Source organism: Enhygromyxa salina (assembly GCF_002994615.1).
GTDB lineage: Bacteria > Myxococcota_A > Polyangia > Nannocystales > Nannocystaceae > Plesiocystis > Plesiocystis salina_A.
The window spans coordinates 86951-112389 of sequence record NZ_PVNK01000263.1; the positions used below are offsets into that span (position 1 = coordinate 86951).

Genomic DNA, 25439 nt, shown 5'->3' on the forward strand with positions numbered 1-25439 from the left:
ACGCCGCCTCCGTAGCCCTCAGTCGAGCTTGTACTTGCGCACGCGCAGGCCCATGCGTCGCTCGCTGATCCCGAGCGCGCGCGCGGCCGCGGCCCGGTTGCCGCCGTGGGTCTCGAGCGCGGCGGCGAGCATCCGCAGCTCGACAGCCTCGAGCGCGGCGTCGAGGGTGGTCTCGCCGAGCTCGGCCCCCCGGGTGTCGTCGTCGACGCCGAGCTCGGGCGCGTGTCCGCGCAGGGTCGGGGGCAGGTGCTCGACCCGAATGACGCCCTCGGTCGTCAGCAGCACGGCGCGCTCGATGCAGTTTTGCAGCTCGCGCACGTTGCCGGGCCAGTCCCAGGTGCGCAGGAGCTCGGCGGCCTTGCGCGAGATCCGGGTGACGGGGGGCCGACAGTCGCGACCGTAGCGATCGACGAAGAAATTGGCGAGCTCGAGGATGTCGGAGCGGCGGTCTCGCAGGGCCGGCAGCACGATGTCGAACACGTTGAGGCGATAGTAGAGGTCTTCGCGAAACCGGCCGTCGGCGATCGACTGCTCGAGGTTGGCGTGGGTCGCCGCGAGCACGCGGACGTCACAGACGATGGTCTTGGTCCCGCCGAGCCGCTCGAAGCTGCGTTCTTGGAGCACGCGCAGGAGCTTGACCTGGGTGGTCGGGCTGAGCTCGCCGATCTCGTCGAGGAACACCGAGCCGCCGCTGGCGAGCTCGAAGCGACCCTTGCGGGCCGCGACCGCGCCCGTGAACGCGCCGCGCTCGTGGCCGAACAGCTCGCTCTCGAGCATGGCCTCGGGCAGCGCCGCGCAGTTGATGGCGACAAAGGGCGCGGCCGCCCGGTTCGAGGCAAAGTGGATCGCGCGCGCGACCAGCTCCTTGCCCGTGCCGCTCTCACCACGCAGGAGCACGGTCGTGTTGGACGGCGCGACCCGGGCGACCTTGTCGTAGACCGCGAGCATCGACTTGTCGGTCCCGACGAGGTTGGCGATGTGGAAGCGCTCGCGCAGCTCGGCGCGGAGCCGCCGGTTCTCGGCCTCGGTCCGCCGGCGCTGGTCGACCGCCGCACGACGCAGCTCGATCGCGCGGCCAAAGAGCTCGGCCACGACCTCGACCAGCTCGACGTCGACTTGCAGATCGCGGGGCTCGGCAGCCTCACGATCGACCGACAGCGTGCCGACGACCTGCCCGCCCGAGAGCTTGACCGGCGCGCAGACGAAGGAGATGCCCTCGGGCTCGCTGCGGCGGAGGCGATTGAGGAAGGTTGGGCTCGAGCCATGGACCACGCAGGTCTGACCGCTCTCGATCACCTGGCCGACGATGCCCTCGCCGAAGCGGTGGTAGCTGGTCCGCAGCTGCTCGGGCGTGAGACCGGCGGACTCCTCGATCCGGATCTCGCCCGTGTGGGGGTCCGCGAGGGTCAAGTAGGGGTTGGCCACGCCCGGGCGCTCCGCGAGCATGCGCAGGACCCCGTCGAACACGGTCCGCAGCTCCATCCGCTCGGCCAGGGCCGCGGACAGCTCTCGCCCGCTCGGGGCTGCGCGATCGTCGAACATCCTACGTTTATGTAGCCTACGGTTGTGAACTTACGCAAACGTAGGCATCAAAACAGGCTAAGTGTTTGATTTTATTCGTTTTTCCCTAAGCGGGAAACGGAATGCGACTTGCGAGGTCCTGGACCATGGACCCGTCTGCTGGCGAACAGGCCCTGTTCTTCGTGAACAACCTCTGGATGATCCTCGCGACCATCTTGGTGTTTGCGATGCACCTGGGCTTTGCGAGCCTGGAAGCTGGGCTCACCCAGGCCAAGAACACGGTCAACGTCCTGTTCAAGAACCTCTGCGTGGTCGCGATCGGGCTCTTGACCTACGCGAGCGTAGGTTTCTCGCTGATGTACCCCGGCGCCGAATTCGCCGGCCAATTAGTGGGTTTTGCTGGATTTGGCCTCCACCCACCTGCGGACGCCGAGTCCATGTCCTACGCAAACGGAGCCTACACTTACTGGACGGATTTTCTGTTTCAGGGGATGTTCGCGGCGACGGCGGCGACCATCGTGTCGGGGGCGGTCGCCGAGCGTGTGCGGCTGGGGAGCTTCTTGGTCTTCTCGACGGTGTTCGTGGCGCTGATCTACCCGGTCGGCGGGATGTGGCTGTGGGGCGGAGGCTGGCTGGCGGCGCGGGGCTTTCACGACTTCGCCGGCTCGACCATCGTCCACGGCGTCGGTGGCTGGGGGGCGCTGGCCGGGGTGCTCGTGCTCGGTCCGCGGATCGGCAAGTACCGGACGACGCAGGTCCGCGACGAGGCCGGCGAGACCCAGCTGGTGACCAAGATGGTCCCGATGCGCGGCCACAGCATGCCGCTCGCGACGATCGGGGTGTTCTTGTTGTGGTTTGGATGGTTCGGCTTCAACGGTGGCTCGGTCCTGTCGGCCGATCCGGGCGCGATCTCGCGGGTGCTCGTGGCCACGTGCATGGCTGGCGCTGGTGGGATCGTGACGGCGGTCGCGGCCTCGTGGTTGGTGCAGGGCAAGCCGGATCTGTCGATGTCGCTCAACGGCGCGCTCGCGGGCCTGGTCGCGGTCACGGCCGGCGCCGATCTGCTCGCGATTGGCGCGGCGCTGGGGGTCGGGCTCGCGGCCGGGATGCTGGTGGTGTTCTCGGTCATGCTGCTCGACCGCCTCCGGCTCGACGATCCGGTCGGGGCGATCTCGGTCCACCTGGTCTGCGGGGTGTGGGGCACCCTCGCGGTCGGCGTGTTTGTGTCGGAGGTCTCCTTCGTCGAGCAGCTGATCGGCGTGGGCGCGGTGGCGGTGCTCGCGTTTCCCACGGCGATGTTGATCATGAAGGCGCTCGATCGCGGGCCGGGGATGCGCGTGAGCGCCGACGAAGAGCAGCGCGGGCTCGACATCGAAGAGCACGGGGCGCAGGCCTACGTGGGCTTCGGGGGGTTGGGTTGAGCGGCGCGCGGCCGTTCTCGTTGGGGCCTGCGCGCGAGCAGGCCAGCTGCGGCGTCGGCCTGCTCGCCGCGCGCGACGGCGTCGCTCGTCACGAGCACCTCGAGCGCGCGCTCGAGGCTCTGGTCGCGGTCGAGCACCGCGGGGCGGGGGCCGCCGACGGGCGCAGCAGCGACGGCGCCGGGATCATGCTCGACATCCCGTGGGCGCTGCTCGGCGAGGCCCCGCAGTCGGTCGCGCTGGCGAGCTTGTTCGTCGACGCCGCGGCCGAGGTCGACGTGCTCGGGTTGTTCGAGCGGACCTTCGCGGTCTTCGACCTCGAGCTGGTCCGCTACCGCGAGGTCCCGCTGCGGCTCGGCGCGCTCGGGCCGATGGCCGCGGCCACCCGCCCGCACATCGTCCAGGCCGTGATCCGTCGCCCGCGGGCGTGTCGGACCGAGTTCAGCTTCGAGGCGCGGCTGTACCAGGCCAAGCAGACCACGCGCACGCGCCTGCGCGAGCTCGTCGGGCCGCACGCGGGCGAGCCGCTGTTCTTCACCTCGCTGTCGTGCCGGACCGTCGTCTACAAGGCCCTGACCGTGGCCGAGGGGCTCGCGCGCTTTTACCCCGACCTCGTCAACCCGCGCTTCGTGACCCGCTTCGCGCTGGTCCATCGCCGGTTCTCGACCAACACACGCAGCAGCTGGGACAAGGCCCAGCCCTCTCGTCTGGTCGCCCACAACGGCGAGATCAACACCATCGCGGGCAACCGCAGCTGGGCCTACGCGCGCGAGCAGGCCCTTGGCCTCGCGCCCAACGAGCTGCTCAGCCACCGCGACGTCTCGGACTCGGGCAACCTCAACGAGCACGTCGAGGCCCTGCGTGTGCGCGGCTCGATCCCGCAGATCGAGGACATCCTGGCGATCACGCTGCCGACCGCCGGCCTGCGCAACTCGTTCTACAGCTTCTGGGGCCGGGCGATGGAGCCCTGGGATGGGCCGGCGTTGATCGCCTGGGCCGACGGCCGCGCGCTCGGGGCCCGGCTCGATCGCAACGGCTTTCGCCCCGCGCGCTGGGCCATGAGCGCGTCGCTGTTCGTGCTCGGCTCCGAGGCCGGCAGCTTCGGGCTCGACCCCGCGGCGATCGAGCAGCAGGGCACGCTCGCGGCCGGGACCGGGGTCAAGGTCGAGCTCGCGACGGGCGAGGTCCACTTTCGTGATCCCTCGGTCTCGCGCGAGAATTTCGACGCACAATTCGACGCCCGCCTGGTCGCCTTTCCGCAGCTGCCCCCGGCGCCCAGCGTCGACGCGAGCGCCCTCGCCGGGCTGTTCGGGGTGACCGAAGAGGAGTACGCCAAGGTCCTGCGCCCGATGATCGACCGCGGGCGTGAGCCGATCAGCTCGATGGGCGACACGGCCCGTCCGGCGCTCTTGTCTCGGGTGCCGCGCAGCTTCTACGACTACTTCTTCCAGACCTTCGCGCAGGTCACCAACCCGCCGCTCGACTACATCCGCGAGCGCAGCGTCACGGACCTCTCGACCTACCTCGGCAAGCGGCCCAACATCTTCGCGGCCAAGGAGCTGCTGCCGCCGGCGCCGGGCCTGCGCCTGGCCAGCCCGCTGCTGAGCCCGGCGCACATGGCCTTCGTGCAGTCGCTGAGCGATGCACAGCGCGAGCGTCGACCGCGGGAGCCTCGGATCCGCGCGCACATGATCGACATCTGCGTCGACGCCGACGCGCTGCGCGACGATCCAGGCGCGACCCTCGACGCGGCCCTCGACGCGATCGCGGGCCAGACCCTGGACGCAGCCGCGGCCGGGCGCGCGATCGTGATCCTCAGCGATCGCGCCGCGAGCCACACGCGCCCGCCGATCCCCAGCCTCCTGGCCCTGCGCGCGGCCGTGGTCGCGCTCAACCGCGAGGGCCTGCGGCTCGAGTCGTCGATCGTGCTCGACAGCGGTGACGTGCGCACCACCCATCAGCTCGCCTGCGCGATCGGGTTTGGGGCCACGGCCGTGTGTCCCCACCTCGCCTGCGCGCTGGCCCGCGAGGCCGCCGACTCGGCCGAGGAGGCCGACGCCCGTGAGGCGCGGCTGCTCGACGCGCTCGAGGCCGGGCTGCTCAAGACCATGAGCAAGATGGGCATCTCGGTCGCGCGCAGCTACCAGAGCGCGAAGCTGTTTTGCAGCCTCGGGCTGTCGCAGCGGCTGCTCACGCGCCTGTTCCCCGGGCTCGAGAGCCCGATCGGGGGCCTCGACCTTCCGGAGCTCGGCCGCGACCTCGTGGCCCGACTCGCGCTCGCGGGCGAGCACGTCGGCGCGCGCCTGCCCAGCACCTGGCTGCTCAAGGAGCACCCCCGCGGCCGCGCGGGCGAGCTCCACTCGATGACCGCGGCCCAGGCCGTGCAGATGCATCGCCTGACGCGGAGCGGAACACCGGGCTCGGGCTCGGGCTCGGGCTCGGGCTCGGGCTCGGGCTCGGGCTCGGACTCGCGCAGCGGGTGGCGGACCCTGCTCGACGCGGAGGCCCAGGCCGAGCCCGTCAACCTGCGCGACCTGTTCGAGCTGCGCCCGATCGGCCCCGGGCGAGGGCTCGACGAGGTCAGCGATCGCGCGACGATCCTCGCTCGCTTCGGCGCGGGCGCGATGTCCTTTGGGGCGATCAGCGCCGCGGCCCAGCGCGACATCTTCTTGGCCATGCGGGAGATCGGCGGGCGCAGCAATTCGGGGGAGGGCGGCGAGAACCCCTGGTACTTCGTCGATGGGACCAGCGCGACGATCAAGCAGGTCGCGTCCGGCCGCTTTGGCGTCGACGCCGAGTACCTCGTCAGCGCGCAGGAGCTGGAGATCAAGCTGGCGCAGGGGGCCAAGCCAGGCGAGGGCGGGCAGCTGATGGGCGTGAAGGTCGACGCCGCGATCGCGCGGGCGCGCCACGCCAACGTCGGCGTCTCGCTGATCTCCCCGCCGCCGCAGCACGACATCTACTCGATCGAGGATCTCAAGCAGCTGATCTACGAGCTCCGGGCGGTCAACCCCTCGGCGCGGATCTGCGTCAAGCTCGTCGCTGGCGTCAACATCGGCACGATCGCCGTGGGCGTGACCAAGGCCGGGGCCGACGTCATCCACGTCGCGGGGGGCGACGGCGGGACCGGGGCTGCGCCGATCAGCTCGATGAAACACGCCGGCTTGCCGTGGGAGCTCGGGCTCGCCGAGGTTCACCAGACCCTCGTGGCGCACGGACTGCGCGAGCGCGTGACGCTGCGGGTCGACGGGGGCCTGCGGCGCGGCTTCGACATCGTGGTCGCGGCCGCGCTCGGGGCCGAGGAGTTTGGCTTTGGCAAGCTGATGCTGATCGCCCAGGGCTGTGTGATGGCGCGGGTCTGCGAGGCCAACCGCTGCCCGCGTGGCATCGCGACCCACGACCCCAAATTCCTCGCCAAGTATCGCGGCTCGCCAGACATGATCGTCGCGACCATGAGCGCGTTGGCCGAGGACGTCCGCGAGCAGCTCGCAGCGCTTGGCGCCCGCTCGCTGACCGAGCTGCTCGGACGCAGCGACATCCTCCACCCGGCCCGCCGCCACCGGGCGCTGATCAACGAGCGCGGGATCGATCTCTCGCGCTTGTTGGCGGGCAGCGCGTGCCCGGTCGGCGCCTCGCTGCTGACCGAGCGCGAGCGCGTCAGTGAGCTCGATCGGCGGCTGGTCGAAGACCTGATGCCCCGGCTCACGGGCGAGCGCGCTCATGATCCGCAGGAGGTCCTGAGCTACCCGATCACCACCCGCGACCGGGCCGTGCTCGCCCGGCTGTCCGGCGAGCTGGCCAGGCGTGCCCACGTCGAGCGGATGGAGGCGGTGCGCGAGCGGCCGCGGAGCTTCGACGATCCCAACCGTGAGTCGTATCTGCCCGAGCCCGGCAGCGTCCGCCTGCGCTTCGAGGGCAGCGCCGGACAGGGCTTCGCGTGCTTCTTGGTCCGCGGCCTCGATGTCAGCTTGATCGGCGAGGCCAACGACGGCGTGGCCAAGGGCATGAGCGGCGGCCGCGTGGCGATCCAGCCGAGCGCGCGGGCCCGCTTCGTCGCCGAGGACAACGTGCTGATCGGCAACGGCGCGCTGTACGGAGCGACCGGCGGCGCGCTGTACCTGCGCGGCCGCGCGGGCGATCGCTTCGCCGTGCGCAACTCCGGGGCCGAGGCCGTGGTCGAGGGCGCCGGGCTCCACGCGTGTGAGTACATGACCGGCGGCCGCGTGGCGCTGCTCGGCGAGGTCGGCGACAACCTCGGCGCGGGCATGACCGGGGGGACCGTGTACCTGCGCCGCAGCCAGGCCGAGCGGATCAACCGCGACTACGTCGAGCTCGTCGCGCTCGATCCCGCGGCCGAGGCCGAGCTGCGCAGCATGCTCGAGCGCCACGCGACCTGGACCGACTCCGCGAGCGCGCGCGCGCTCTTGTCAGCGTGGGCCCACAGTCGCCACGAATTCCTCCAGGCGGTTCCGGCTGCGAAGCTCGGGTCCAACGGGTCCAAGCTACAAGCCAGGAAGCTAGAGCATCGCGATGAAGGCGCTCGCGGTCATCGGCTTGGAGAACATGCCGAAGTCGTGCTCGATCGCGTTGTCGTGCGCGGCTTGTGACGTGGCCGCGGCGCAGTCGGTCAGGGTGATGACCTCGTAGCCCTTCTCGTACGCGCTGCGCATCGTGGACTCGACGCAGCAGTTCGTCAGGAAGCCGCCGAGGGCGACGGTCTCGATGCCCTTGCTGCGGAGCATGAAGTCGATGTTGGTGCTGGCGAAGGTGTCGAGGCCGCGCTTGCCCTCGACCACGATGTCGACCTCGTGGGGGGCGAGCTCGTCGACGATCTGGGCGCCCCAGGTCCCCTTGACGAAGGCCTCGTTCTCGACGACGCCCGCGAGGATGCCGTAGGGATGCTCGGTGATCTCGTTGTAGCCCTTGGCGAAGGTGATCGGGGCGTGCATCACGGTCACGCCGGCTGCCCGGGTACGCTCGACCAGCGACCTCGTCTTGGACAGCATCTCGGTGCTGTCCATGACCCCCTTGACCGCGTCGTGGAACGCGCCACCGGGGCTGGTGAAATCGTTTTGGTATTCGATGAGGACGAGGGCGGTCTTCCGGGGATCGAGGGCCATGGCGCGACGCTATCACTTGTCTGATAAGCAGACGAGTGATAATGCCGAACGATGTCAGATGCATTCAGCGCCGTCCTGAGTGAGACTGCGCGTCTGCCGCTAAGCCTCGCGATCGCGCGCAAGCTTCAGCGCGCGATCGTCTCGGGCGCGCTCGAGGACGGAACGCCCCTGCCGAGCGAGAAGGAGCTCTGCGAGCGTCTGTCGGTCGGCCGGTCCACGGTCCGCGAGGCCCTTCGCATCCTCCAGGCGCAAGGGCTGGTGACCGGCGGGGACCGGGTCTCGACCCGTGGACCGCGCGTGCATCGTGGCGGGGCGCTTCCAACCGCTGCGTCGGCGCTGAGCACCGCGGTGCTCGTGGCCGGGCTCTCGTGTGACGACCTCGCCGAGCTTCGCCTGGTGATCGAAAAAGAGGCGGTGCGGCGTGCAGCCGAGCTGCGCGACCCGGACGCGCTGGGCCGCGCCCGGGCTGCCCTCGACCTGATGTTGGACCGCCGGACGGACGCCGAGGCCTTCTTGCAGGCCGACGTCGCCTTTCATACCGCGCTCGTCGAGGCGTCCGGCAACCGAGCCTATGGGCTGGTGATGACGGTGGTGCGCGAGGCGATGGCGACCCACCTGCGCGACGCGCTGAAGGTGGCCACCTTGCTCGACGAGACCCTGCAAGGCTTGGGTCGGGAGCACGCTGGCTTGCTCGAGGCGATCGCGGCCGGCGACGCGGACCGTGCCGAGGCCCTGGTCGGCGCGCACATCTCGGCCTTTTACTGGGGCGGGGGGTCGCGATGAGCTCGGTCGTCGAGCAGCTCGAGGCCGCGCTCCCTCGCAGCGAGGTCAGCACCGACGCCGACGTGGCCCAGACCTATGCCACCGACCAAGCCGGATTTTGCCGCGCGGGTCGAGCAGCCGCGGTCGTCCGCGCTCGATCGGTGGACAGCGTGCAGGCGGTCATGCGGATCGCCTCGGCCACGGGGACGCCCGTGGTGCCCCGCGGCGCTGGCACCGGGCTCAGCGGAGGGGCCAACGCGGTCGACGGCTGCATCGTCTTGTGCCTCGAGAAGATGGACCGGATCCTCGAGCTCGACCCCTCGACGAGGCTGGCGCGGGTCGAGCCGGGGGTTCTCAACGGGAGCTTGGATCGTGCAGCTCGAGCGCACGGCCTGATGTACGCGCCCGATCCCGCCAGCCGAAACATCTCGACGATCGGGGGCAACGTCGCGACCAACGCCGGCGGTGCGTGCTGCTTGAAGTACGGGGTCACGCGGGACCACATCGCGCGGCTGGTGGCCGTGCTCGCCGACGGCTCGTTGATTCGAACCGGGGCAGACACGGTCAAGAACGTCGCCGGCCTCGACCTGACCTCGCTGCTGGTCGGCTCCGAAGGGACGCTGGCGGTGGTCGTCGAGGTCGGCGCGCGGCTGATGCCCGCTCGGCCCGCGTGCGGCACCATGGTCGCCCAATTTGCGGACCTGGCCTCGGCCGGGCGGGCGATCGTCGAGCTCGCGGGGCCGCGCAACCTGTCCAAGCTCGAGATCATGGACCGCACGACCGTGCGCGCCGTCGAGGCGATCGCGAACATGGACCTCGACACGAGCGCCGCCGCGCTGCTGCTCGCGCAGGTCGACACCGTCGATGCCCCGGCGATCATGGCCGCGACTGAGGCGACCTGCGAAGCGCTCGGCGCCACCTTCGTGGCCACGACGCTCGACGAGCGCGAGGGCGAGCTGTTCATGCGGGCGCGGGCGATGGCTCTGCCGGCGCTCGAGAAGCAAGGCCACTGCCTGCTGGACGATGTCGCCGTGACCATCCCCCGCGTGCCCGATCTGCTCGAGCTGTGCGCCGCGGTTGCCGAGCGCCACCAGGTCACGGTCGGCACCTTCGGCCACGCCGGGGACGGCAACTTGCACCCGACCCTCGTCTACGACGCGCGCGAACCTGGCCAGGAGGCCGCTGCCCTCGCGGCCTTCGACGACATTGTCGCGGGCACCTTGAAGCTGGGAGGCTCGGTCACCGGTGAGCACGGCGTCGGCATGCTCAAGCGGCCACACCTCGCGCGGATGCTCGGCGAGCGCGAGCTTGGTCTGATGCGCGGTATCAAGGGGGTGTTCGATCCGGGCGGTATCCTCAATCCGGGCAAAGCCTACTAATTAGTACTCACTTGGGCCCGAACATTGTTTGTTGAGGTCGAGTCCCCTCGATTGCTTCGCGACGCTCGGTTCCGGCCGCGAGGTTGGGGTTGACCCCATCGTCGGGACCGTCGTACGCCCATTCTCCCGACAACACCCGACCCATCGAGGAACGACCAATGACTCCCAAATTTACGACCACGACGCTGTGCGTCATCATCACCGCGCTCGGCCTGAGCCTGTCGACGGCTGGCTGCGACAAGGGCAGCACCGAAGGCAAGACGGGCGACGCCAAGTCCAGCGACGGCGGCGGCGAGGGCAAGGGCGACGCTGGCGGCCAAGAGCCCGGCGACAAGGGCAAGACCATCCTCGCCATCGACGTCGCGTCACTGTCAACCTGCGCGTTGATGGAAGGCGGCGCCGTGCGCTGCTGGGGCGCCAACATCGAGGGCCAGCTCGGCAACGGCAAGCAGGGCGACGAATTCCTCGAGAGCTACACCCCCGTCGAGGTCCCGGGGCTCAGCGGCGCGACCAAGCTGTGGGCCAGCGGGTCCTACTCGTGGGGCGGCGGCCACTCCGACGGCACGACCGACACCGTCTGCGTGCAGCTCGACGGCGGCGGCGTCAAGTGCTGGGGCCACAACGGCCTCGTGTTCGGCGACGGTGAGCGCAAGAACAAGCCCTCGCCGACCGACGTCGCCGCGCTCGCTGGCATCACCGCGCTCGACTCGGCCAGCGGCCACGCCTGCGGCGTGTGGCCCGACAAGACCGCCAAGTGCTGGGGCAGCAACGCCTTTGGTGTGCTGGGCATCGGCAACGACGAGCGCGAGGCCACGGACCCGACCCCGGTCATGGGCTTGACCGGGGCCGTCGACGTTGGCTGCGGGCAAAACCACTGCTGTGGCCTGAAGGAAGACGGCGGCGTCTCGTGCTGGGGCTACGCGTCCAGCGGCCAGCTGGGCAACGGCGCCAACGACAAGAGCAACGCCCCGGTCGCCGTCAAGGACCTCGCCGACGCGACCGCGCTGGCGGTCGCGACCAACACCAACTGCGCGCTGAAAAAAGACGCGAGCGTGGTCTGCTGGGGCTCGGACTTTGGCAACGTGCCCAAGGCCGTCGAGGGCGCGACCGACATCGTCGCGATCGACGGCGAGGGCTTCGTGTGCGGGCTTCGGTCCGACAAGACGGTCGTGTGCTGGGGGGCCAACAGCTACGGGCAGCTCGGCGACGGCACGACCGACGATCGCAGGTCCAAGGCCGCCCCGGTCAAGGGCCTCGCCAACGTCAAGCAGATCGGCGTTGGCCGCGACCACGCCTGCGCGCTGCTCGAGGACAACACGGTCAAGTGCTGGGGCAAGAACGGCCGCGGCCAGCTCGGCGACGGGACCCTCGACGACCGGAGCGAGCCGGTCGTCGCGCTGCAGGTCGCGTCCGAGACCCTCACGCCCCAGTCCGAGCGCCCCGACGCCCTGCCGAGCGACGCCAAGGTCGCCCAGCTCGATGGCCCGCCCGAAGGCTGCAAGAACGAGTTCAAGGCCAAGGTCAACGGCGCCGACATCCCCTTCGTCATTCGCAGCGTCGAGGCCAAGTGGAACCACGCCAAGCTCGGCCTGTCGCTGAGCTTCCTCAACTACGATCTCGACGAGAAGAACAAGTGGGCGATGCCCCGCGGCTCCCAGGCCCGGATCGGCTTCGGGCTCGAGAAGTGGGTGATCGAGAAGAACGAGGCCGGCGAGGACAGGCCGGTGCAAAAGCCCGTCGACAGCGACGGTGAGTTCACGACCAAGCTGCTCGACAGCTACCGCCTGACCAACAACGCGGGCATCTACGACAACCACAAGCAGCGCTTCTTCGACACCGGCTCGGTCAAGGTCACCCACCTCGACGACAGCTGGGTGTGTGGGGAGATCGATCTGAGCCACGCCGAGCACAAGCACGCCCTGAAGGGCAGCTTCGCGGCCCCGGTCCCGGCCAAGGCCGAGTAGCGGCGTCCGACGACAGGCGCGGACTGGCCGTGGCCGGTCCGCGCCTTGCTGGCTGGCTGGCGGGTTGGCTGGCGCCGCGCGAGCACGGGCGTGGGCACGCGCTGGACCGGCGGCGTCAGGCCCTCTTTCGAGAGGGCTGCTCAGCTGCGCTCGGTGCCGGAGTGGGCCGCGAAGACCGTCGAGCACATGTCGGACAGGGCCGCGTCGTCGGTCTCGACGGCGACAAGGACCTTTCCGGCGGCGAGCTCGGCCTCGAACTCGCGCAGGGGCTTCTCGGGCTCGGAGGCCCCGGAGATGGCCCCGAGCAGGCTCCCGTACATCGCGCCGGTTCCAGCGCCGAGGGCGATCGCGGCCAGGGGCCCGAGACCGAGGATGCCGCCCGGCAAGAGCAGGAGCCCGCCGACCACAGCCCCGGTGGTGGCCGCGAGCACGGCCCCCTTGCCGGCCCCCTCGCGCGCGGCGGTCTCTGCCATCGGGAGCTCCTCCTCGTCGATGAGATCTCGGTGGACCAGGACGCTGCAGTGCTCGCCCTTGCAACCTCGCTCTTGGATCTCGTTGTAGGCCTTCAGCGCTTCATCGGGGTTGTTGAAGAGCGCGTAGACGTGTCGCTTGCTGGTCATGATGTGTTCTCTGAATCAGATCTTGGGGGCGTCGAGCCTGGGCCTGGTGGAGGTCGGAGCTTCGCTGCCTCGCGTGGCGATAGGTTTACATCGTTTTGCCCCCTTGTCGCCGCAGAACTTGCGTTTCAGCGTGGGTCCGAGGCGACAAGGTCTTCCCCATGAGGGAAGGCACGAGAGCTTCTTGGGCTCGGGAGCGACGCCTCTCGAGGGCCCGCAAAAGGGCGCAGGGTCCCCAAGGGGAAGCGTGGAAGGCGCTCGGGCCCGCGTCGCAGGGCTTCGTAGTAGAAGAGCGTCAGCTGACGGTCTTTGAGGCGGTCGTCGGCGACCGAGTCCTCACCTGCGATTCATCCGAGCTCCCGACAGCGGCGAGTCCTCGGAGGCGTCGCACACCCACCACCCAAAGGAAGCACCATGTCACTTCGCATCAACAACATCGCCCCCAACTTCACGGCCGACTCCACCGCTGGAGAGGTCACCTTGCACGACTGGATCGGGGACGGCTACGCGATCTTGTTCTCCCACCCCAAAGACTTCACTCCGGTCTGCACGACCGAATTCGGCGCCGTCGCCAGGCTGGTGCCCGAGTTCAAGAAGCGCAACACCAAGGTGATGGGGGTGTCGGTCGACAGCGTCGAGGACCACCACAAGTGGAAGCGCGACATCGAGGCCTTCGCTGGCGCGCCCGCAGATTTCCCGATCATCGACGACACCTCGCTGACGGTCGCCAAGCTGTTCGACATGCTCCCGGCGGAGGCCTACCTCCCCGACGGGCGCACGGCCAAGGACAGCGCGACCGTGCGGACCGTCTACATCATCGGGCCGGACAAGAAGATCCGCCTGATGATGACCTACCCGATGTCGGTCGGTCGCAACTTCGCCGAGATCCTTCGGGCGCTCGACGCCGTCCAGAAGACCGACGGTGCGCCCGTCGCAACGCCCGCCGACTGGACCCCAGGCCAGGACGTCATCGTCGCACCGAGCCTCGACGACGCCGCGGCCAAGGACCGCTTCGGCGAGATCGAGATCCGGCTGCCCTACCTCCGGTTCACGAAGGACCCGGGCGCCTGAGCCCGCGCGCCCGAGCCTGGCCCCGGCGGCGTCATGCCTTCGGGCCGACCGGGGACCCAGGCTCGAGCTCCTCGACTGCGCCGCTGCTCCGGACCGCGACCAGCGTCGCCTCGATCGGGCACGCGCGGGCGAGGGTGTTGGAGATGGTGCCGAACTTGTTGATGTTCCTCAGCAGCAAGTCGCAGCGAGACAGCGGCTCCTCCGTGTGCACTTCGAGCCGGTAGCTGGCGCGAACGATCTGCGGCGGGCGGTCCTGTCGCTCGAGCTCGACCTGTGCGGTCGCGCGCTCGTACTCAAAGGGCAGGAGCTGGCCAAAGCGCTCGACGTTCTTGAGCACGCACGCGGCGAGCGCGGAGGCGAGCAGGTGCGCGGGACCGGGGACTTGGTCACCCATGCCCCGGCTGCCATCAAAGGGGATCGTGGCGGCCAAGGTCGTGATGCGCCCTTCGCCGCCCGGTTGGTTTTCGCCGAGGGCTCGATACACGCCACCGTCCTACCACAGCGGGCGAGGACCCTCCGGCTGGCCCGCCAACGGGCCTCGCTGTGGCGAGGTGCCTGAACTGTGGGCGATACTCCGGCCATGCGCCTCGGGCATGTTGGCAAGCTAGCGTTTGGTTGGGTTCTGGTCGTCGGCTGCGGCGACGACGGCTCGGGCTCGGGCGAGGGCGAGGGGACCACGAGCACGCTGACCCTCGACGGCGAGACCAGCGCCGACAAGGGCGACGGCGACACGGGCGACGGCGACACGGGCGACGGCGACCCGGGCGATGGCGACGGCGACCCGGGGGAGGGGGAGGGCGACGGCGACGGCGACGGCGACGGCGACACGGGGGGCACCAAGTTCGACACCGAGCCGGTCGAGACCGACGTCCCGGCCACCATGGGCGATCTGTGCAAGGTCGACGACGACGGCGGCGACGCGATGGGCCCGTGCGAGGAGACCGCCCCCGCCGACAGCTTCGCGCCGGTCTTGCAGTGGTCGTTCACGCCCGACGACCAAAACCACCAGACCCTGACGACCCCGCTCGTCGCCAACCTGACCGACGACAACGACGACGGCGAGATCGACCTGTGCGACGTCCCCGACGTCGTGCTGCTCGCGTTCCCGACCGCGCCCAACCCCGGCAACCTCTATGTGCTCGACGGTGAGACCGGGGCGCTGCACTACAAGATCGAGCAGCCGGTCAACTGGCGGACGACGCCCGCGCTCGGCGACATCGACGACGACGGGATCCCCGAGATCCTCGTTCAGTCCAATCAAAACACGATCTACTGCTTCGAGGAGGACGGCAGCCTCAAGTGGGAGAGCGCCTCGGTCGCCGCGGCGCCCCACGTCGGGACCGGCCCCGCGATCGCGCTCGCCGACGTCGACGCCGACGGCGACGTCGAGATCATCTTCGAGAACATCCTGCTCGACCACAACGGCCAGGTGCTGTGGACGACCAACACCGTCAACCAGTGGAGCCCGGCGACCGTCGCCGCCGACCTCGACGGCGACGACATGATGGAGATCATCCACCCGACCGCCGCCTACCGCTTCGACGGCTCGCTCTACTACGACAGCGGCCAGCTCGGCTCGGGCTTCACGGCCGTGGCCAACATGGACGACGACGACGACCCGGAGATCGTCGTGGCCTCGAACGTCGGGGTGTCGGTGCTCGAGCACGACGGCAGCGTCAAGTTCAGCGGCCTCCAGCCCGTCGGCGGGTTCAACTACGCGCGCCCGCCCGCGGTCCACGACATGAACGCCGACGACATCGCCGACTTCGCGGTCGGGGCCGGGAGTCGCTTCGCGGTCTACGACCAGATGGGCGGCGTGATCTGGGACGTGCCCGTCGACGACAGCAGCGGCTCGGCCGGGAGCACGGCCTTCGACTTCCTCGGAGACAACGGCGCCGAGGCCATGTACGGCGACGAGGACAACATCTGGGCCTTCGAGCAGGGCGGGGTGCCGGTGGTTCAACAAGCGCGTAGCAGCGCGACGGTCGTCGAGTATCCGGTCGTCGTCGACGTCGACAACGACGGCTCGGCCGAGATCATCGTCGGCTCGAGCCACCCCTCCGTGTACAGCGGCGATCCAAACCCCTATCCCACGGTTCAGGTGTTCCAGGACCAGGAGAACCGCTGGATCCAGGCCCGGCGGATCTGGAACCAGCACACCTATCACGTGACCAACGTGCGCGAGGACGGGACCATCCCGCAGTACGAGCCCAAGCACTGGCTCGAGCTCAACACCTTCAGGACCAACGCCCAGATCGAGAACGGCGGCATCTGCGATCCGGTCGGGTAGAGCGACGCGGCGCAAGGGGTATGCTCTCGGGATGAATGAAGCCAAAGCCGAGGACTTGGCGGAGCCGCTCGCGCGCGCGTCGGTGCTGCTGTGGCTGCCGCTGGCCACGACGCCGGGGGTGCTGGTGGGCGCGGGTGAGGGCGCGGCCGCGCTCGCGCGGTTTCGTGCTGCGATGCTCGAAGGCGAGGGCGACACGCTCGAGCGCAGGCTCGACGGGGTGATCGACCCGTCGCTGATCCGTGAGCTCGGGGTTGCGATTGCGGGAGCCAACGCGGCGATGACCGACGAGCTCGAGCATGGTCAGCTGCTCGAGCGTCTCGCAAGCGCGGCGCCCGGCGACGTCGCGCTGCGCGGGGTGCTGTGCGTCGCCCTCGAGGGTCGTCGGATCCTCCGCGCCCTCGATGAGGATCACCTCGGGCTGATCCGCGAGCGTGGGCCCGGGCGCGCGAGTGAGCTCGTGGACCCAGGCCAGCCGGCGATCCTGCGGGAGCACATCGACGCCTCGGTCCGCGCGGGCCTGGCGATGATGGCGCTGCTCGGCGCGCTGACGAGCGACGAGCCGAGCGCCCACGCGTCGCTGCTCACGACCCTCGCGCCGAGCTGGCGAGAGTGGGCGAGCGCGAGCGTCGAGCTCGCGCTCGCGGCCGCGAGCTGGTACCGGCCCGGGCTCGCGCTCGAGCTTGGTCTCCACAACTACGTCGACGCGCCGCTGTTCGTGGCCGTCGCGCGCTGGCTCGACGACAACCCCGACAGCCCTGGCGCCGCGGTCGTCGGCTGCTGCGCCGACGAGCTCGCCAGCGAGCACGCCGAGGCCGGCGCCCGCCCGCTGCGCGCGACCCCCCAACGCAGGAGCCACGCACGATGAGCGCCGCGATCCTCCAGCCCGCGCTGGTCGACACCGACACCCTCCACCTCGTCGCGCGTGGGACCGACCCGGGTGTACGCGCCCGCGCGCGGGCCTACCTGGCGATCCACGGTCAGCTGACGATCTCGGCCCTCGCCGCCTACGAGTGGGTCGCCGGCCACGTGCGCGTGGGTCGGGAGCACGGCTTCGCGCGGCTCGCCGAGCTCTGCGAGCAGCTGCCGGTCGACGCCGAGGTCAGCGAGCTCGCGGGTGAGCTCGTCGGCTGTGTCGAGGCCCAGGGGCTGCGCAGCGGCGCGCTCGACCCGGTCATCGCCGCGACCGCGATCGTCCACGATCGCGTGCTCGTGACCCGAGATCGGCGCAGCTTCGAGGCCCTGCGCGGGGCCGCCCAGACCCTCGGGCGCGAGCTGGAGCTCAGCGATTGGACCGGGTGAGGGGCGCCGAGCTCAACTTGGCCTGGCAACGCGGCGATAGCGAAGCCGGCGGCGAGCTCGTCGAGCTCGTCGAGCTCGTCGAGGGTCGGGCACGCTAGCGACGCGACCGCCCCGACCCCACCAAGAGCTCTCAGGCGTGACCGCGAGCGCGGCCAAGGGTCCGCCGAGCGCTCACTTCCAGTGCTCGGCGATCTCGGCCTCGACGACGATCGGGACCGTGTCGACGAGCTCGGCCATCGCCGCGACCATCGTCTCGACCACGATCTCGCGCCCGCGCTCGGCGTGCGCGGCCGGGACCTCGGCGAGGTACTCGTCGTGGACGATCAGCACCCCGCGCCCGCCGATCTTCGCCAACGCAGGCTGGAGCCGGAGCACGGCGACCTTGAAGCCCTCGGCCGCGGTCCCCTGGACCGGAATGTTGAGCGCCGAGTTGAACGAGAACTTCCCGGCGGGGAAGGTCCGGCGGCGGCCCATCGCGGTCGTGACCGTGATGTCCTCGTGGGTCCCACGCCGCGAGAGGGCCCCGATCCGTCGGTGCCAGGCCGCGATCCCCGGGAAGGTGCGGAAGAAGGCCTCGCGGGCGGCGGCGGCCTGGCGCTCGTCGAGCTCGAGGCCGTAGGAGTCGCGGGCGTACTGACGAAAGCGGCGCGCGCCCATCCCGAACAGGAAGCCGAAGTTGACGGCCTTGGCGAGCTTGCGCTCGTGGCTGTCGATCTCGTGCTCGGGCTTGCCCGCGAGGTTGGCCGCGGTCGCGCGGTGGGGGTCACGGCCAGCGCGAAACACCGCGCGCAGGGCCTCGCAGGGCGCGAGGTGGGCGGCCACGCGCAGCTCGATCTGGGCGTAGTCGGCGATGATCAGCTTGTGGCCCTCGGCGGCCACGAAGCACGCGCGCATGCCCGGCGCGGTGTGCTCGGCGGGGACCTGCTGGAGGTTGGGGTCGGTGCACGAGAACCGGCCCGAGTCGGCGGCGAGGGGGTGGAGGCGGCAGTGGATCCGGCGGTCGGGGCCGACGTAGTCCCGGGCCCAGTAGCGGTAGGTCGAGATCAGCTTGTCGAGGCGGGCGAGGCGGTCGCGGATCGGGCCCTCGGTTGGGGGCGGCTCGTCGGGCCCGAGCTCGGACACGATCTCGCTTCGCTCGCGGCCCCAGCTCGACGCGATCCGCTCGAAGCCGGCCGCGTCGATCCCGACCCCCGCCGTCTCCATGGCCACCACGGCGGGCAGCAAGCTGCACTCGAAGGAGTAGACCCGCGCGAGCCGGCGGTCGCGGAGCGGGGGGGTCATCGCGCGCAGGAGCTCGGGCAGGGCGTCGGCCTCGCAGGCCAGGCGCTGGCCGATCGAGGCGCTGCTCATGAGGCCCTCGGGGAGCTCGAGCTCGAGCCACTCGCGGACCGATCGCTCGAGCGGTCGATGGTCGCGTCGACGGTCGGCGCCCTCGCCGAGCAGCGTGGCCGCAACCGTCGCACAGCCAAAGCGCGGCGGCGCGGGCAGGCCGTGCTCGGCGAACACGGTCAGCGCTCGGTGGGCGTCGGCGAACACCAGGTAGGGGCAGGGCGTGGCCTGCCACAGGGGCGCGAGCAAGCCCGCGAGTCCGACCGATCGGTCTGGGTCTGTCGCGGCCCCGAGCTCGGTCAGCACCGGACGCTCGAGCAAGAGCACGGCGCGGGGCCCGGCCGGGTCCTCGCTGCCGGGGACGCCGCCGGGGACGCCGCCGGGGACGCCGCCGGGGACGCCGATAGCGAGGCCCTCGAGCCGCGCGCGCCGGGCATCGTCGCCGCTGCGCAGCCGAGCGCCGTCGTGCCCGCGCAGATCCAGGGCCAGGCCCAGGGCCTTGGGCCGAAGCGCCGCGATGCGCCCGATCGCCTCGCGCGCTCGCGCGGCGTCGTCGGCCCTGACGACCTTCGGAGTGGGCCACGGCGGTCGTGGCTCGGGCTGGCGCGGTGAGGCGATGGCCGAGCTTAGCAGGGGAAGGTTTGACGATCATTGCTCCGAATCCCGCCTGAGCCTGGAACAAGGGCGCGGCGCGACCTAAGCACACAGACATGACCTCCACGCCCGCGCCCGAGCCCGACTCCCCGACCAGCCTGCCCGTCGTCGAGGACATCGGTCGCGCGCGCGCGGCCGAACGCGTGCATCGAGCCAAGCCGCCGGTCGACCCCGCGACCCTCCACCACCGCGAGCTCCTCGGCGGCGAGTTCTGGCGCAAGATCCCCGCCTACCGCGACGTCGACGAGGCCACCTTCCTCGACTACCGCTGGCAGATGAAGCACTCGGTGACCAAGGTCGCCAAGCTGCTCGCGGCCCTCCAGGATCTCGCCGACGACGGCTTCATCGAGGACATCCGCGAGGGCTTTCATCACGCGCCGATGGCCGTGCGGGTCTCGCCCTACATGCTCGCGCTGATCGACTGGTCCGATCCCTACAGCGATCCGATCCGCCGCCAGTTCATCCCGACCAACTCCGAGCTGCTGCCCGACCACCCCAAGCTCGACCTCGACTCGCTCCACGAGCTCGCCGACGCCCCGGTCCCGGGCCTGACCCACCGCTACCCCGACAAGGCCCTGTTCCTGGCCCTCGACACCTGCCCGGTCTACTGCCGGTTTTGCACCCGCAGCTACGCCGTCGGCCTCGACACCGACGAGTTCGAGAAGGTCAGCCTCAAGCCCAACAACACCCGCTGGGATCGGGTCTTCGAGTACGTCGCCTCGCGGCCCGAGCTCGAGGACATCGTGATCTCGGGCGGCGACGCCTACAACCTGCGCAGCGATCACATCCGGGCGATCGGTGAGCGGCTGCTGGCGATGCCCAACATTCGCCGCTTTCGCTTTGCGACCAAGGGCCCGGCCGTGATGCCGCAGAAGATCCTCACCGATCACCCGTGGATCGACACCCTCAGCGACATCGTCGAGCAGGGCCGCAAGCTCCACAAAGAAGTCTGCATTCACACCCACTTCAATCACCCCAACGAGATCACCGAGATCACCGAGCGGGCGATGAACAAGCTGTTCGAGCGCGGGATCACCGTGCGCAACCAGAGCGTGCTCCAGCGCGGGGTCAACGACGACGCCAAGGACATGGGCTTGCTGCTCAAGCGCCTCAGCCACGTCAACGTCCACCCCTACTACGTGTACATGCACGATCTCGTCAAAGGCGTCGACAACCTGCGCACGACCTTGCAGACCGCGCTCGACATCGAAAAGCAGGTCCGCGGGATGACGGCCGGGTTCAACACCCCGACCTTCGTGACCGACGCCCCCGGCGGCGGTGGCAAGCGCGACGTCCACTCCTATGATTGGTACGATCGCGAGACCGGGGTCTCGGTCTACCGCAGCCCCAACGTCGATCCGGACGCGTTCTATTGTTACTTTGATCCGATCGATCTGCTGCCCGAGGGCGGCCGCGCGCGCTGGGCTGACCCCGGCGAACACGACGCGATCGTCAGCGAGGCGATCGAGAACGCGAAGCACCGTCCGAGCTGAGCTTGGTCCAAAGTCAAGCTGTCCCGGCGTTCACGCGGTCGGGGGGCAGCTCGACCGCGCCCGATGCACGGGGCGATCTGAGTGAGGTTCGCTACACGCGCTTGCCCCCGCCGGGGCGGGGCCGCCGCTGCGATTCGAGCTGCGCCTGCGCTGCGCGCAGCGTCGCGTGGCACCTCGAGCTTCACGCGAATGGGGCCGCTGAGAGCTCTGAGATATCCGTGGCTGCCAAGGTCACCGTCGTCGAAGACCGCGCATCGATCGCGGAGCTCAGCTCGCGCCTGGTCCGAGCGCGCTCGCGCGCCGAGCTCCGGAAGTTCACCGATCCGTGGCAGCCGATCTCGCGCACGGGGTGATCCGAAACACCTTGGCTCGGGACCTCACCGCTGCGATGCTCGCGGCTTCATCATGATACGCGCACGACTTCAAACTACCTTCTCTTTGCTCTCGCTGACATGCCTGATGGGCCTTGCGCCTGCTTGTGGGGATGACGGCGCGACGAGCCAGGCTGACGACACAGGCAGCGAGTCGGACTCGGGGACCAGCGCGGAGGGGGACGGGGATGGTGACACTGGCGACGGAGACGGCGACCCCGGAGACGGGGACGGCGACCCCGGGGACGGAGATGGAGACGGGGACGGAGATGGAGACGGGGACGGAGACGGAGATGGGGACGGAGATGGAGACGGGGACGGAGACGGAGACGGAGACGGGGATGGAGACGGAGACGGAGATGGTGACGGAGATGGCGACGGAGACGGAGACGGCGACGGCGACGGGGACGGGGACGGCGACGGCGACGGCGACGGCGACGGGGACGGCGACGGCGACGGCGACCTGGGCATGGTCGGCACCGGCGCGTTTTGGATCGACGCCACGGAGGTCCGAGTCGACGACTACGAGCAATTTCTGATGGCCGTCGATCCTCAGCTCGCGCCGCCAGAGTGCGCGTGGAAGAACGGCGACTTCACGCCCGGATTCTGGGACGATCAGCTCATGGACGACACCAGCAGGCCGGTCACCTATGTCGACTGGTGCGACGCCGCGACCTATTGCGCCGCCCAGGGCAAGCGCCTGTGCGGTCTCATCGGCGGCGAGCCGCCCGATCTCGATGACGTGGTCGACGAGGAGAACGAGTGGTACCAGGCCTGCACCAACGACGGGGTCAACGCGTACCCCTACGGCGATGCCTACGACGCCACGACCTGCAACGGCGCCGGGCTCGGAGTCGACGACGTGGTCCCCGTCGGCTCGCTGTCCGACTGCGAAGGCGGCTACGCCGGGCTGTTCGACATGAGCGGCAACGTCTGGGAGTGGACCTCGGCCTGCGGGACGGATGCCGTGCCCGATCCGGACCAGGAGTGTCGGCGGCGCGGTGGGTCCTTCGTCAGCGAGGCGAACGTGCTGCGCTGTGCGGTCGGCAGCCGGCGCACACGTGACTTTCGCGCCAGCAACACCGGCATCCGCTGCTGCCTCAACATCTAGCAGTCCGGGCTGCTAGGTCCTGAATCGAGCGCTGCGCGCTCGAGACGGACTGTGCGTGCCTCACGCCATTGCGAGCGGATACTCTCGCTCGATGTTCGACGCTCGAGTTCGCCTCGTTGCCTCCTGGTTGCCTTGTCTGGCGCTCGCGCTCGCGCTCACGCCCGCGTTCGCGGGCGGCTGCGCGAGCGACGATGGGGGCGGCGAGGAGCTCGCCGACGAGGCGGAGTCGGACACGGATGAGTCGGACGAGGGCACGGACACGAGCCCGACCGGCGACGGCGACGGCGACGGCGACGGCGACGGCGACGGCGACGGCGCCCCTGACCGCGACGCGATCCTCGAGCTCCTCGGCTCCGACGGGCCCTACACCGTCGGCTTCGAGGAGCTCGCGCTCAGCTACACCCCGCCGGGCGCGGCCGAGCCGCGCGAGCTGCCGGTCCTGGTCTGGTACCCCGCGGTCGAGGACTCCGGCGCTGGCCTCGCGAGCTACTCGCTCGGGGGCCTCGTCCAGCTGCCCAATTCCAAGACCCTCGACGCCCCGCCGGTCTCGCCCGAGGGGCCCTTCCCCGTGGTCGTCTACTCCCACGGCTCGGGCGGCGCGGGCATCCTCGGCTACCCCTTCGCCGAGCGCTTCGCGTCCCACGGCTGGGTGCTGGTCTCGGCCAACCACGTCGGCAACACGGTCTCCGATGCCCTCAACGACAGCAGCGACAGCTTCGTCGAGCTCATGGTCACGCGACCCTCGGACGTCTCGGCCATGCTCGACGCGCTCGAGACCGGCTTCGGCGGTGAAGAGGTCGCGAGCGCGGCCGACCTCGACCACGTGTTCTTGTTTGGCCACAGCTTCGGCGGCTACACGACCTTTGCTGCGGGCGGCGTCGAGCTCGACTACGCCGCGCTCCTCGACCAGTGCGACCCGCTCGACTGCGCCTACCTCGAGCAGCCCGAGGTCGCGCAAGCCCTCGAGGCCGGCCTCGGCGATCCACGGATCGACGCGATCGGACCTCAGGCCCCCGCGCTCTATCCACTGTTCGCCGACGGAGCCTACGCCGCGCTCGAGATCCCGACGATGCTCCAAAGCGGCAAGCTCGACATCACGACGCCCGACGCGAGCGAGGCGAGCCCGGCCTGGGCGGCCCTCGACAACCCCGACGACGTCTGGATCGACCTACCCTTTGGCGGGCACTACTCGTTCATCACGGTCTGCCACGACCTCGCGCCGGAGCTGCTGGCCCTCGTCGAGCCCAACAACGCCGACGACGGCTGCGGGCCCGACTTCACCCCGACGACTGAGGTGATCCCCGACCTCGCGACCTACTTGCTGGGGTTCGCCAAGCTCCATGTCCTCGGTGAGGCCGAGCTCGCGGTGATCTTCGAGGGCGAGCCGATCCACCCCGAGTTCGACCTCATCCGTCATTGAGTGAGCCGGAAGCCGGGCGCCGAGCAGGCCGCTCACACCAAGCGCTTGGGCAGGCTCGGGCCGCAGGCGAGCAGGCGCGCGTGGGCCTCGGCGAGGGGCAGCCCGCTGTCCTCGACGAGCCCGGCGATGGTGCGCCAGCCGGCGAAGTAGGTCAGCGGCTGGGTCGGGATTCGGATGCAGCGGAGGATCTCGCGCCCGGTGTCGGCGTGGTCGAGGCCGACCTCGTCGACGAGCAGCTCGGCGGCGCGCTCGCGGCTCATGTCGCGGGTGTGCAGCTGTGCGTCGATGATCGCCCGAGCGCAGCGGATCGCGTGGAAGTTGGCGACGGCGACGGCCTGCTCGGGGGCGTGGAAGCCGGCCTCGAGCATGAGGTCCTCGCTGTACACGGCCCAGCCCTCGATCGCCGGCATCGCGCCCCAGTCCTGGCGCTCGGAGGCGAGCAGGTCGGCGATCGAGATGAAGTTTGGCGCGGCCCCCGAGGCGCGGAAGCGCCGCTGCCACAGCCAGCTTTGGAGGTAGTGGCCGGGGACGCCCTCGTGGACCGAGAGCGGCGCGACCCAGGCCCGGCGGTGGCGCTCGGGATCGTCGAGGACCGCGAACGAGCCGCCGCCCTCACCGAACAGAGGCGCGGGGTCGTTGCCGGCGTGGGTGACCGCGGCCATCTCTGGCGCGACGATCGTGAAGGGAAGCTCGAAGTCCTCGGGCAGGTCGAAGAGCTGGTGCTCGCGGACGAAGGCGACGCAGCGCCGGGCGGCCTCGCGGTAGGCGGGGATGACCTCGCCGGGCTCGAGGCGGACGCTGGTCAGCTCGCGCAGCCGCGGCAGCGCGGCCTGAAAATTGGGCTTGTCGAGGAGCTTGGCGATCGTGGCCTGCTGCTCGCGCAGGTGGGCGCGGGCGCTCTCGACGAGGGCCTCGGGCGAGTCGCGGACGTTCATGTTGGCCAGCCGCCAGCTGTACTCCTCGGCGCCGAGGCGCCAGCGCTCGGGGCCGCGCTCGCGGGCCGCGGGCAGGGCCTCGTCGCGCAGCAACGCGTTGAATTCGCGCCACGGGCTGTCGGCCTCGACCTGGTCGAGGATGGCGGGGAGCTCGTGCTCGCAGTAGTGCGTGACCTTCTCGAGCGGGGGCGCGTGGCCCCGGGCGAGGCCCTCGCGGAACAGCTCGGTGAGCTCGCGGACGTAGCCCTCGGCGTCGTCGAGCTGGCCGAGGCGGGCGAACATGACCCGCTCGAGCTCGACGTGCTCGTCGCCGCGATCGAAGCGGCGCACGGCGAGGCGAGCGAGGCGGCGCAGCGCGGTGCTGACGAGCTCGTCGGGAGCGGTGGCGAGCTCGCGGTAGACGTCGATCTGCTCGCCGAGGCGGGCGAGGGACTTGCGGCCTTCGGCCTCGAGGCCAAGCATCCGCGCCTCCTCGGGCTCGAAGCTCAGGTGGCGTCGCCAGCTCTGAGCCTGGGCCTGGGTGGGGTCGATCGCGCTCATGACTGCTCCGGGGGCGAGCGCCTCTTGGAGCTGGTTCGTCGAGCTCCCGCGGGGGCGCCGCGTGGCGACAGTAAGGGTCGATCTTGCGGGCAGCAAGCGCGGCGTCGGGCTCAGGGCTCGGGCCGGGCTCGAGGCGACAGCTGGG

The 25439-nt window shown here is 70.3% G+C and carries 19 protein-coding genes; 13 read left to right on the plus strand and 6 right to left on the minus strand.

Annotated features, from left to right (window positions below; genetic code table 11):
* Positions 1–18: 18 nt before the first annotated feature.
* Positions 19–1542 carry a sigma-54 interaction domain-containing protein gene (locus tag ENSA5_RS30340; RefSeq protein WP_106395204.1) on the minus strand — a complete coding sequence of 508 codons (1524 nt, stop codon included), beginning with the start codon at positions 1540–1542 and terminating at the stop codon, positions 19–21.
* Between the two features lie 125 nt (positions 1543–1667).
* On the opposite strand from ENSA5_RS30340, the gene ENSA5_RS30345 reads away from it, so the two are divergent.
* The gene (locus ENSA5_RS30345; protein WP_106395205.1) at positions 1668–2942 is read left to right on the plus strand and encodes an ammonium transporter; all 1275 of its coding nucleotides are present in this window, start codon (positions 1668–1670) and stop codon (positions 2940–2942) included.
* A complete protein-coding gene (locus ENSA5_RS30350; RefSeq protein ID WP_219906893.1) occupies positions 2939–7546 on the plus strand; it encodes a glutamate synthase-related protein in 4608 nt (1535 codons plus the stop codon). Before ENSA5_RS30345 ends, ENSA5_RS30350 begins: the two co-directional genes overlap by 4 nt.
* Here the strand turns inward: ENSA5_RS30350 and ENSA5_RS30355 are convergent.
* The gene (locus tag ENSA5_RS30355; RefSeq protein WP_106395207.1) at positions 7457–8059 is read right to left on the minus strand and encodes a cysteine hydrolase family protein; all 603 of its coding nucleotides are present in this window, start codon (positions 8057–8059) and stop codon (positions 7457–7459) included. The genes ENSA5_RS30350 and ENSA5_RS30355 overlap by 90 nt on opposite strands.
* 51 nt (positions 8060–8110) lie before the next feature.
* On the opposite strand from ENSA5_RS30355, the gene ENSA5_RS30360 reads away from it, so the two are divergent.
* From ENSA5_RS30360 to ENSA5_RS30370, 3 genes are all read left to right on the plus strand, one after another.
* Complete coding sequence (locus tag ENSA5_RS30360; RefSeq protein ID WP_106395208.1) at positions 8111–8842, plus strand: FadR/GntR family transcriptional regulator; 732 nt, start codon at positions 8111–8113, stop codon at positions 8840–8842.
* Positions 8839–10200 (plus strand): FAD-binding oxidoreductase, encoded by a 1362-nt coding sequence (locus tag ENSA5_RS30365; protein ID WP_106395209.1) that lies wholly within the window; start codon positions 8839–8841, stop codon positions 10198–10200. The genes ENSA5_RS30360 and ENSA5_RS30365 overlap by 4 nt, the downstream gene beginning before the upstream one ends.
* 158 nt (positions 10201–10358) lie before the next feature.
* Positions 10359–12164 carry an RCC1 domain-containing protein gene (locus ENSA5_RS30370; protein ID WP_106395210.1) on the plus strand — a complete coding sequence of 602 codons (1806 nt, stop codon included), beginning with the start codon at positions 10359–10361 and terminating at the stop codon, positions 12162–12164.
* 140 nt (positions 12165–12304) lie between these two features.
* Here the strand turns inward: ENSA5_RS30370 and ENSA5_RS30375 are convergent, their stop codons facing one another.
* Positions 12305–12784 carry a hypothetical protein gene (locus tag ENSA5_RS30375; protein WP_106395211.1) on the minus strand — a complete coding sequence of 160 codons (480 nt, stop codon included), beginning with the start codon at positions 12782–12784 and terminating at the stop codon, positions 12305–12307.
* Positions 12785–13195: 411 nt separating this feature from the next.
* Here ENSA5_RS30375 and ENSA5_RS30380 point away from each other — a divergent pair, with 411 nt between their 5' ends.
* A complete protein-coding gene (locus tag ENSA5_RS30380) occupies positions 13196–13852 on the plus strand; it encodes a peroxiredoxin (RefSeq protein WP_106395212.1) in 657 nt (218 codons plus the stop codon).
* A 31-nt stretch (positions 13853–13883) separates the two neighbouring features.
* Here the strand turns inward: ENSA5_RS30380 and ENSA5_RS30385 are convergent, their stop codons facing one another.
* Positions 13884–14336 (minus strand): OsmC family protein, encoded by a 453-nt coding sequence (locus ENSA5_RS30385; RefSeq protein ID WP_106395213.1) that lies wholly within the window; start codon positions 14334–14336, stop codon positions 13884–13886.
* A 96-nt stretch (positions 14337–14432) separates the two neighbouring features.
* Between ENSA5_RS30385 and ENSA5_RS38545 the strand changes: the two genes are divergently transcribed.
* Genes ENSA5_RS38545 through ENSA5_RS30410 form a run of 3 tightly spaced genes read left to right on the plus strand, consistent with a single transcriptional unit; the run spans position 14433 to position 17441 of the window.
* Entirely contained in the window at positions 14433–16142 is a 1710-nt protein-coding gene (locus ENSA5_RS38545) for an FG-GAP repeat domain-containing protein (RefSeq protein ID WP_181198311.1), read from the plus strand.
* 31 nt (positions 16143–16173) lie between these two features.
* Positions 16174–17007 (plus strand): hypothetical protein, encoded by an 834-nt coding sequence (locus ENSA5_RS36540; RefSeq protein WP_146156270.1) that lies wholly within the window; start codon positions 16174–16176, stop codon positions 17005–17007.
* Complete coding sequence (locus ENSA5_RS30410; protein WP_106395214.1) at positions 17004–17441, plus strand: PIN domain-containing protein; 438 nt, start codon at positions 17004–17006, stop codon at positions 17439–17441. The genes ENSA5_RS36540 and ENSA5_RS30410 overlap by 4 nt, the downstream gene beginning before the upstream one ends.
* A gap of 171 nt (positions 17442–17612) precedes the next feature.
* Here the strand turns inward: ENSA5_RS30410 and ENSA5_RS30415 are convergent, their stop codons facing one another.
* Positions 17613–19097 carry a DNA polymerase gene (locus ENSA5_RS30415; RefSeq protein WP_106395215.1) on the minus strand — a complete coding sequence of 495 codons (1485 nt, stop codon included), beginning with the start codon at positions 19095–19097 and terminating at the stop codon, positions 17613–17615.
* Positions 19098–19480: 383 nt separating this feature from the next.
* Here ENSA5_RS30415 and ENSA5_RS30420 point away from each other — a divergent pair, with 383 nt between their 5' ends.
* The 4 genes from ENSA5_RS30420 to ENSA5_RS30430 all read left to right on the plus strand — a co-directional run bounded on the left by ENSA5_RS30420 (position 19481) and on the right by ENSA5_RS30430 (position 23819).
* Entirely contained in the window at positions 19481–20917 is a 1437-nt protein-coding gene (locus tag ENSA5_RS30420) for a KamA family radical SAM protein (RefSeq protein WP_106395216.1), read from the plus strand.
* Between the two features lie 218 nt (positions 20918–21135).
* Positions 21136–21270, plus strand: a complete 135-nt coding sequence (locus ENSA5_RS39465; RefSeq protein WP_258183067.1) for a hypothetical protein — start codon at positions 21136–21138, stop codon at positions 21268–21270.
* A 106-nt stretch (positions 21271–21376) separates the two neighbouring features.
* Complete coding sequence (locus ENSA5_RS30425) at positions 21377–22399, plus strand: formylglycine-generating enzyme family protein (RefSeq protein WP_181198312.1); 1023 nt, start codon at positions 21377–21379, stop codon at positions 22397–22399.
* 91 nt (positions 22400–22490) lie between these two features.
* Complete coding sequence (locus ENSA5_RS30430; RefSeq protein WP_146156271.1) at positions 22491–23819, plus strand: alpha/beta hydrolase family protein; 1329 nt, start codon at positions 22491–22493, stop codon at positions 23817–23819.
* 32 nt (positions 23820–23851) lie between these two features.
* Here the strand turns inward: ENSA5_RS30430 and ENSA5_RS30435 are convergent, their stop codons facing one another.
* The gene (locus tag ENSA5_RS30435) at positions 23852–25294 is read right to left on the minus strand and encodes a DUF885 family protein (RefSeq protein ID WP_106395219.1); all 1443 of its coding nucleotides are present in this window, start codon (positions 25292–25294) and stop codon (positions 23852–23854) included.
* Positions 25295–25439 lie beyond the last annotated feature (145 nt).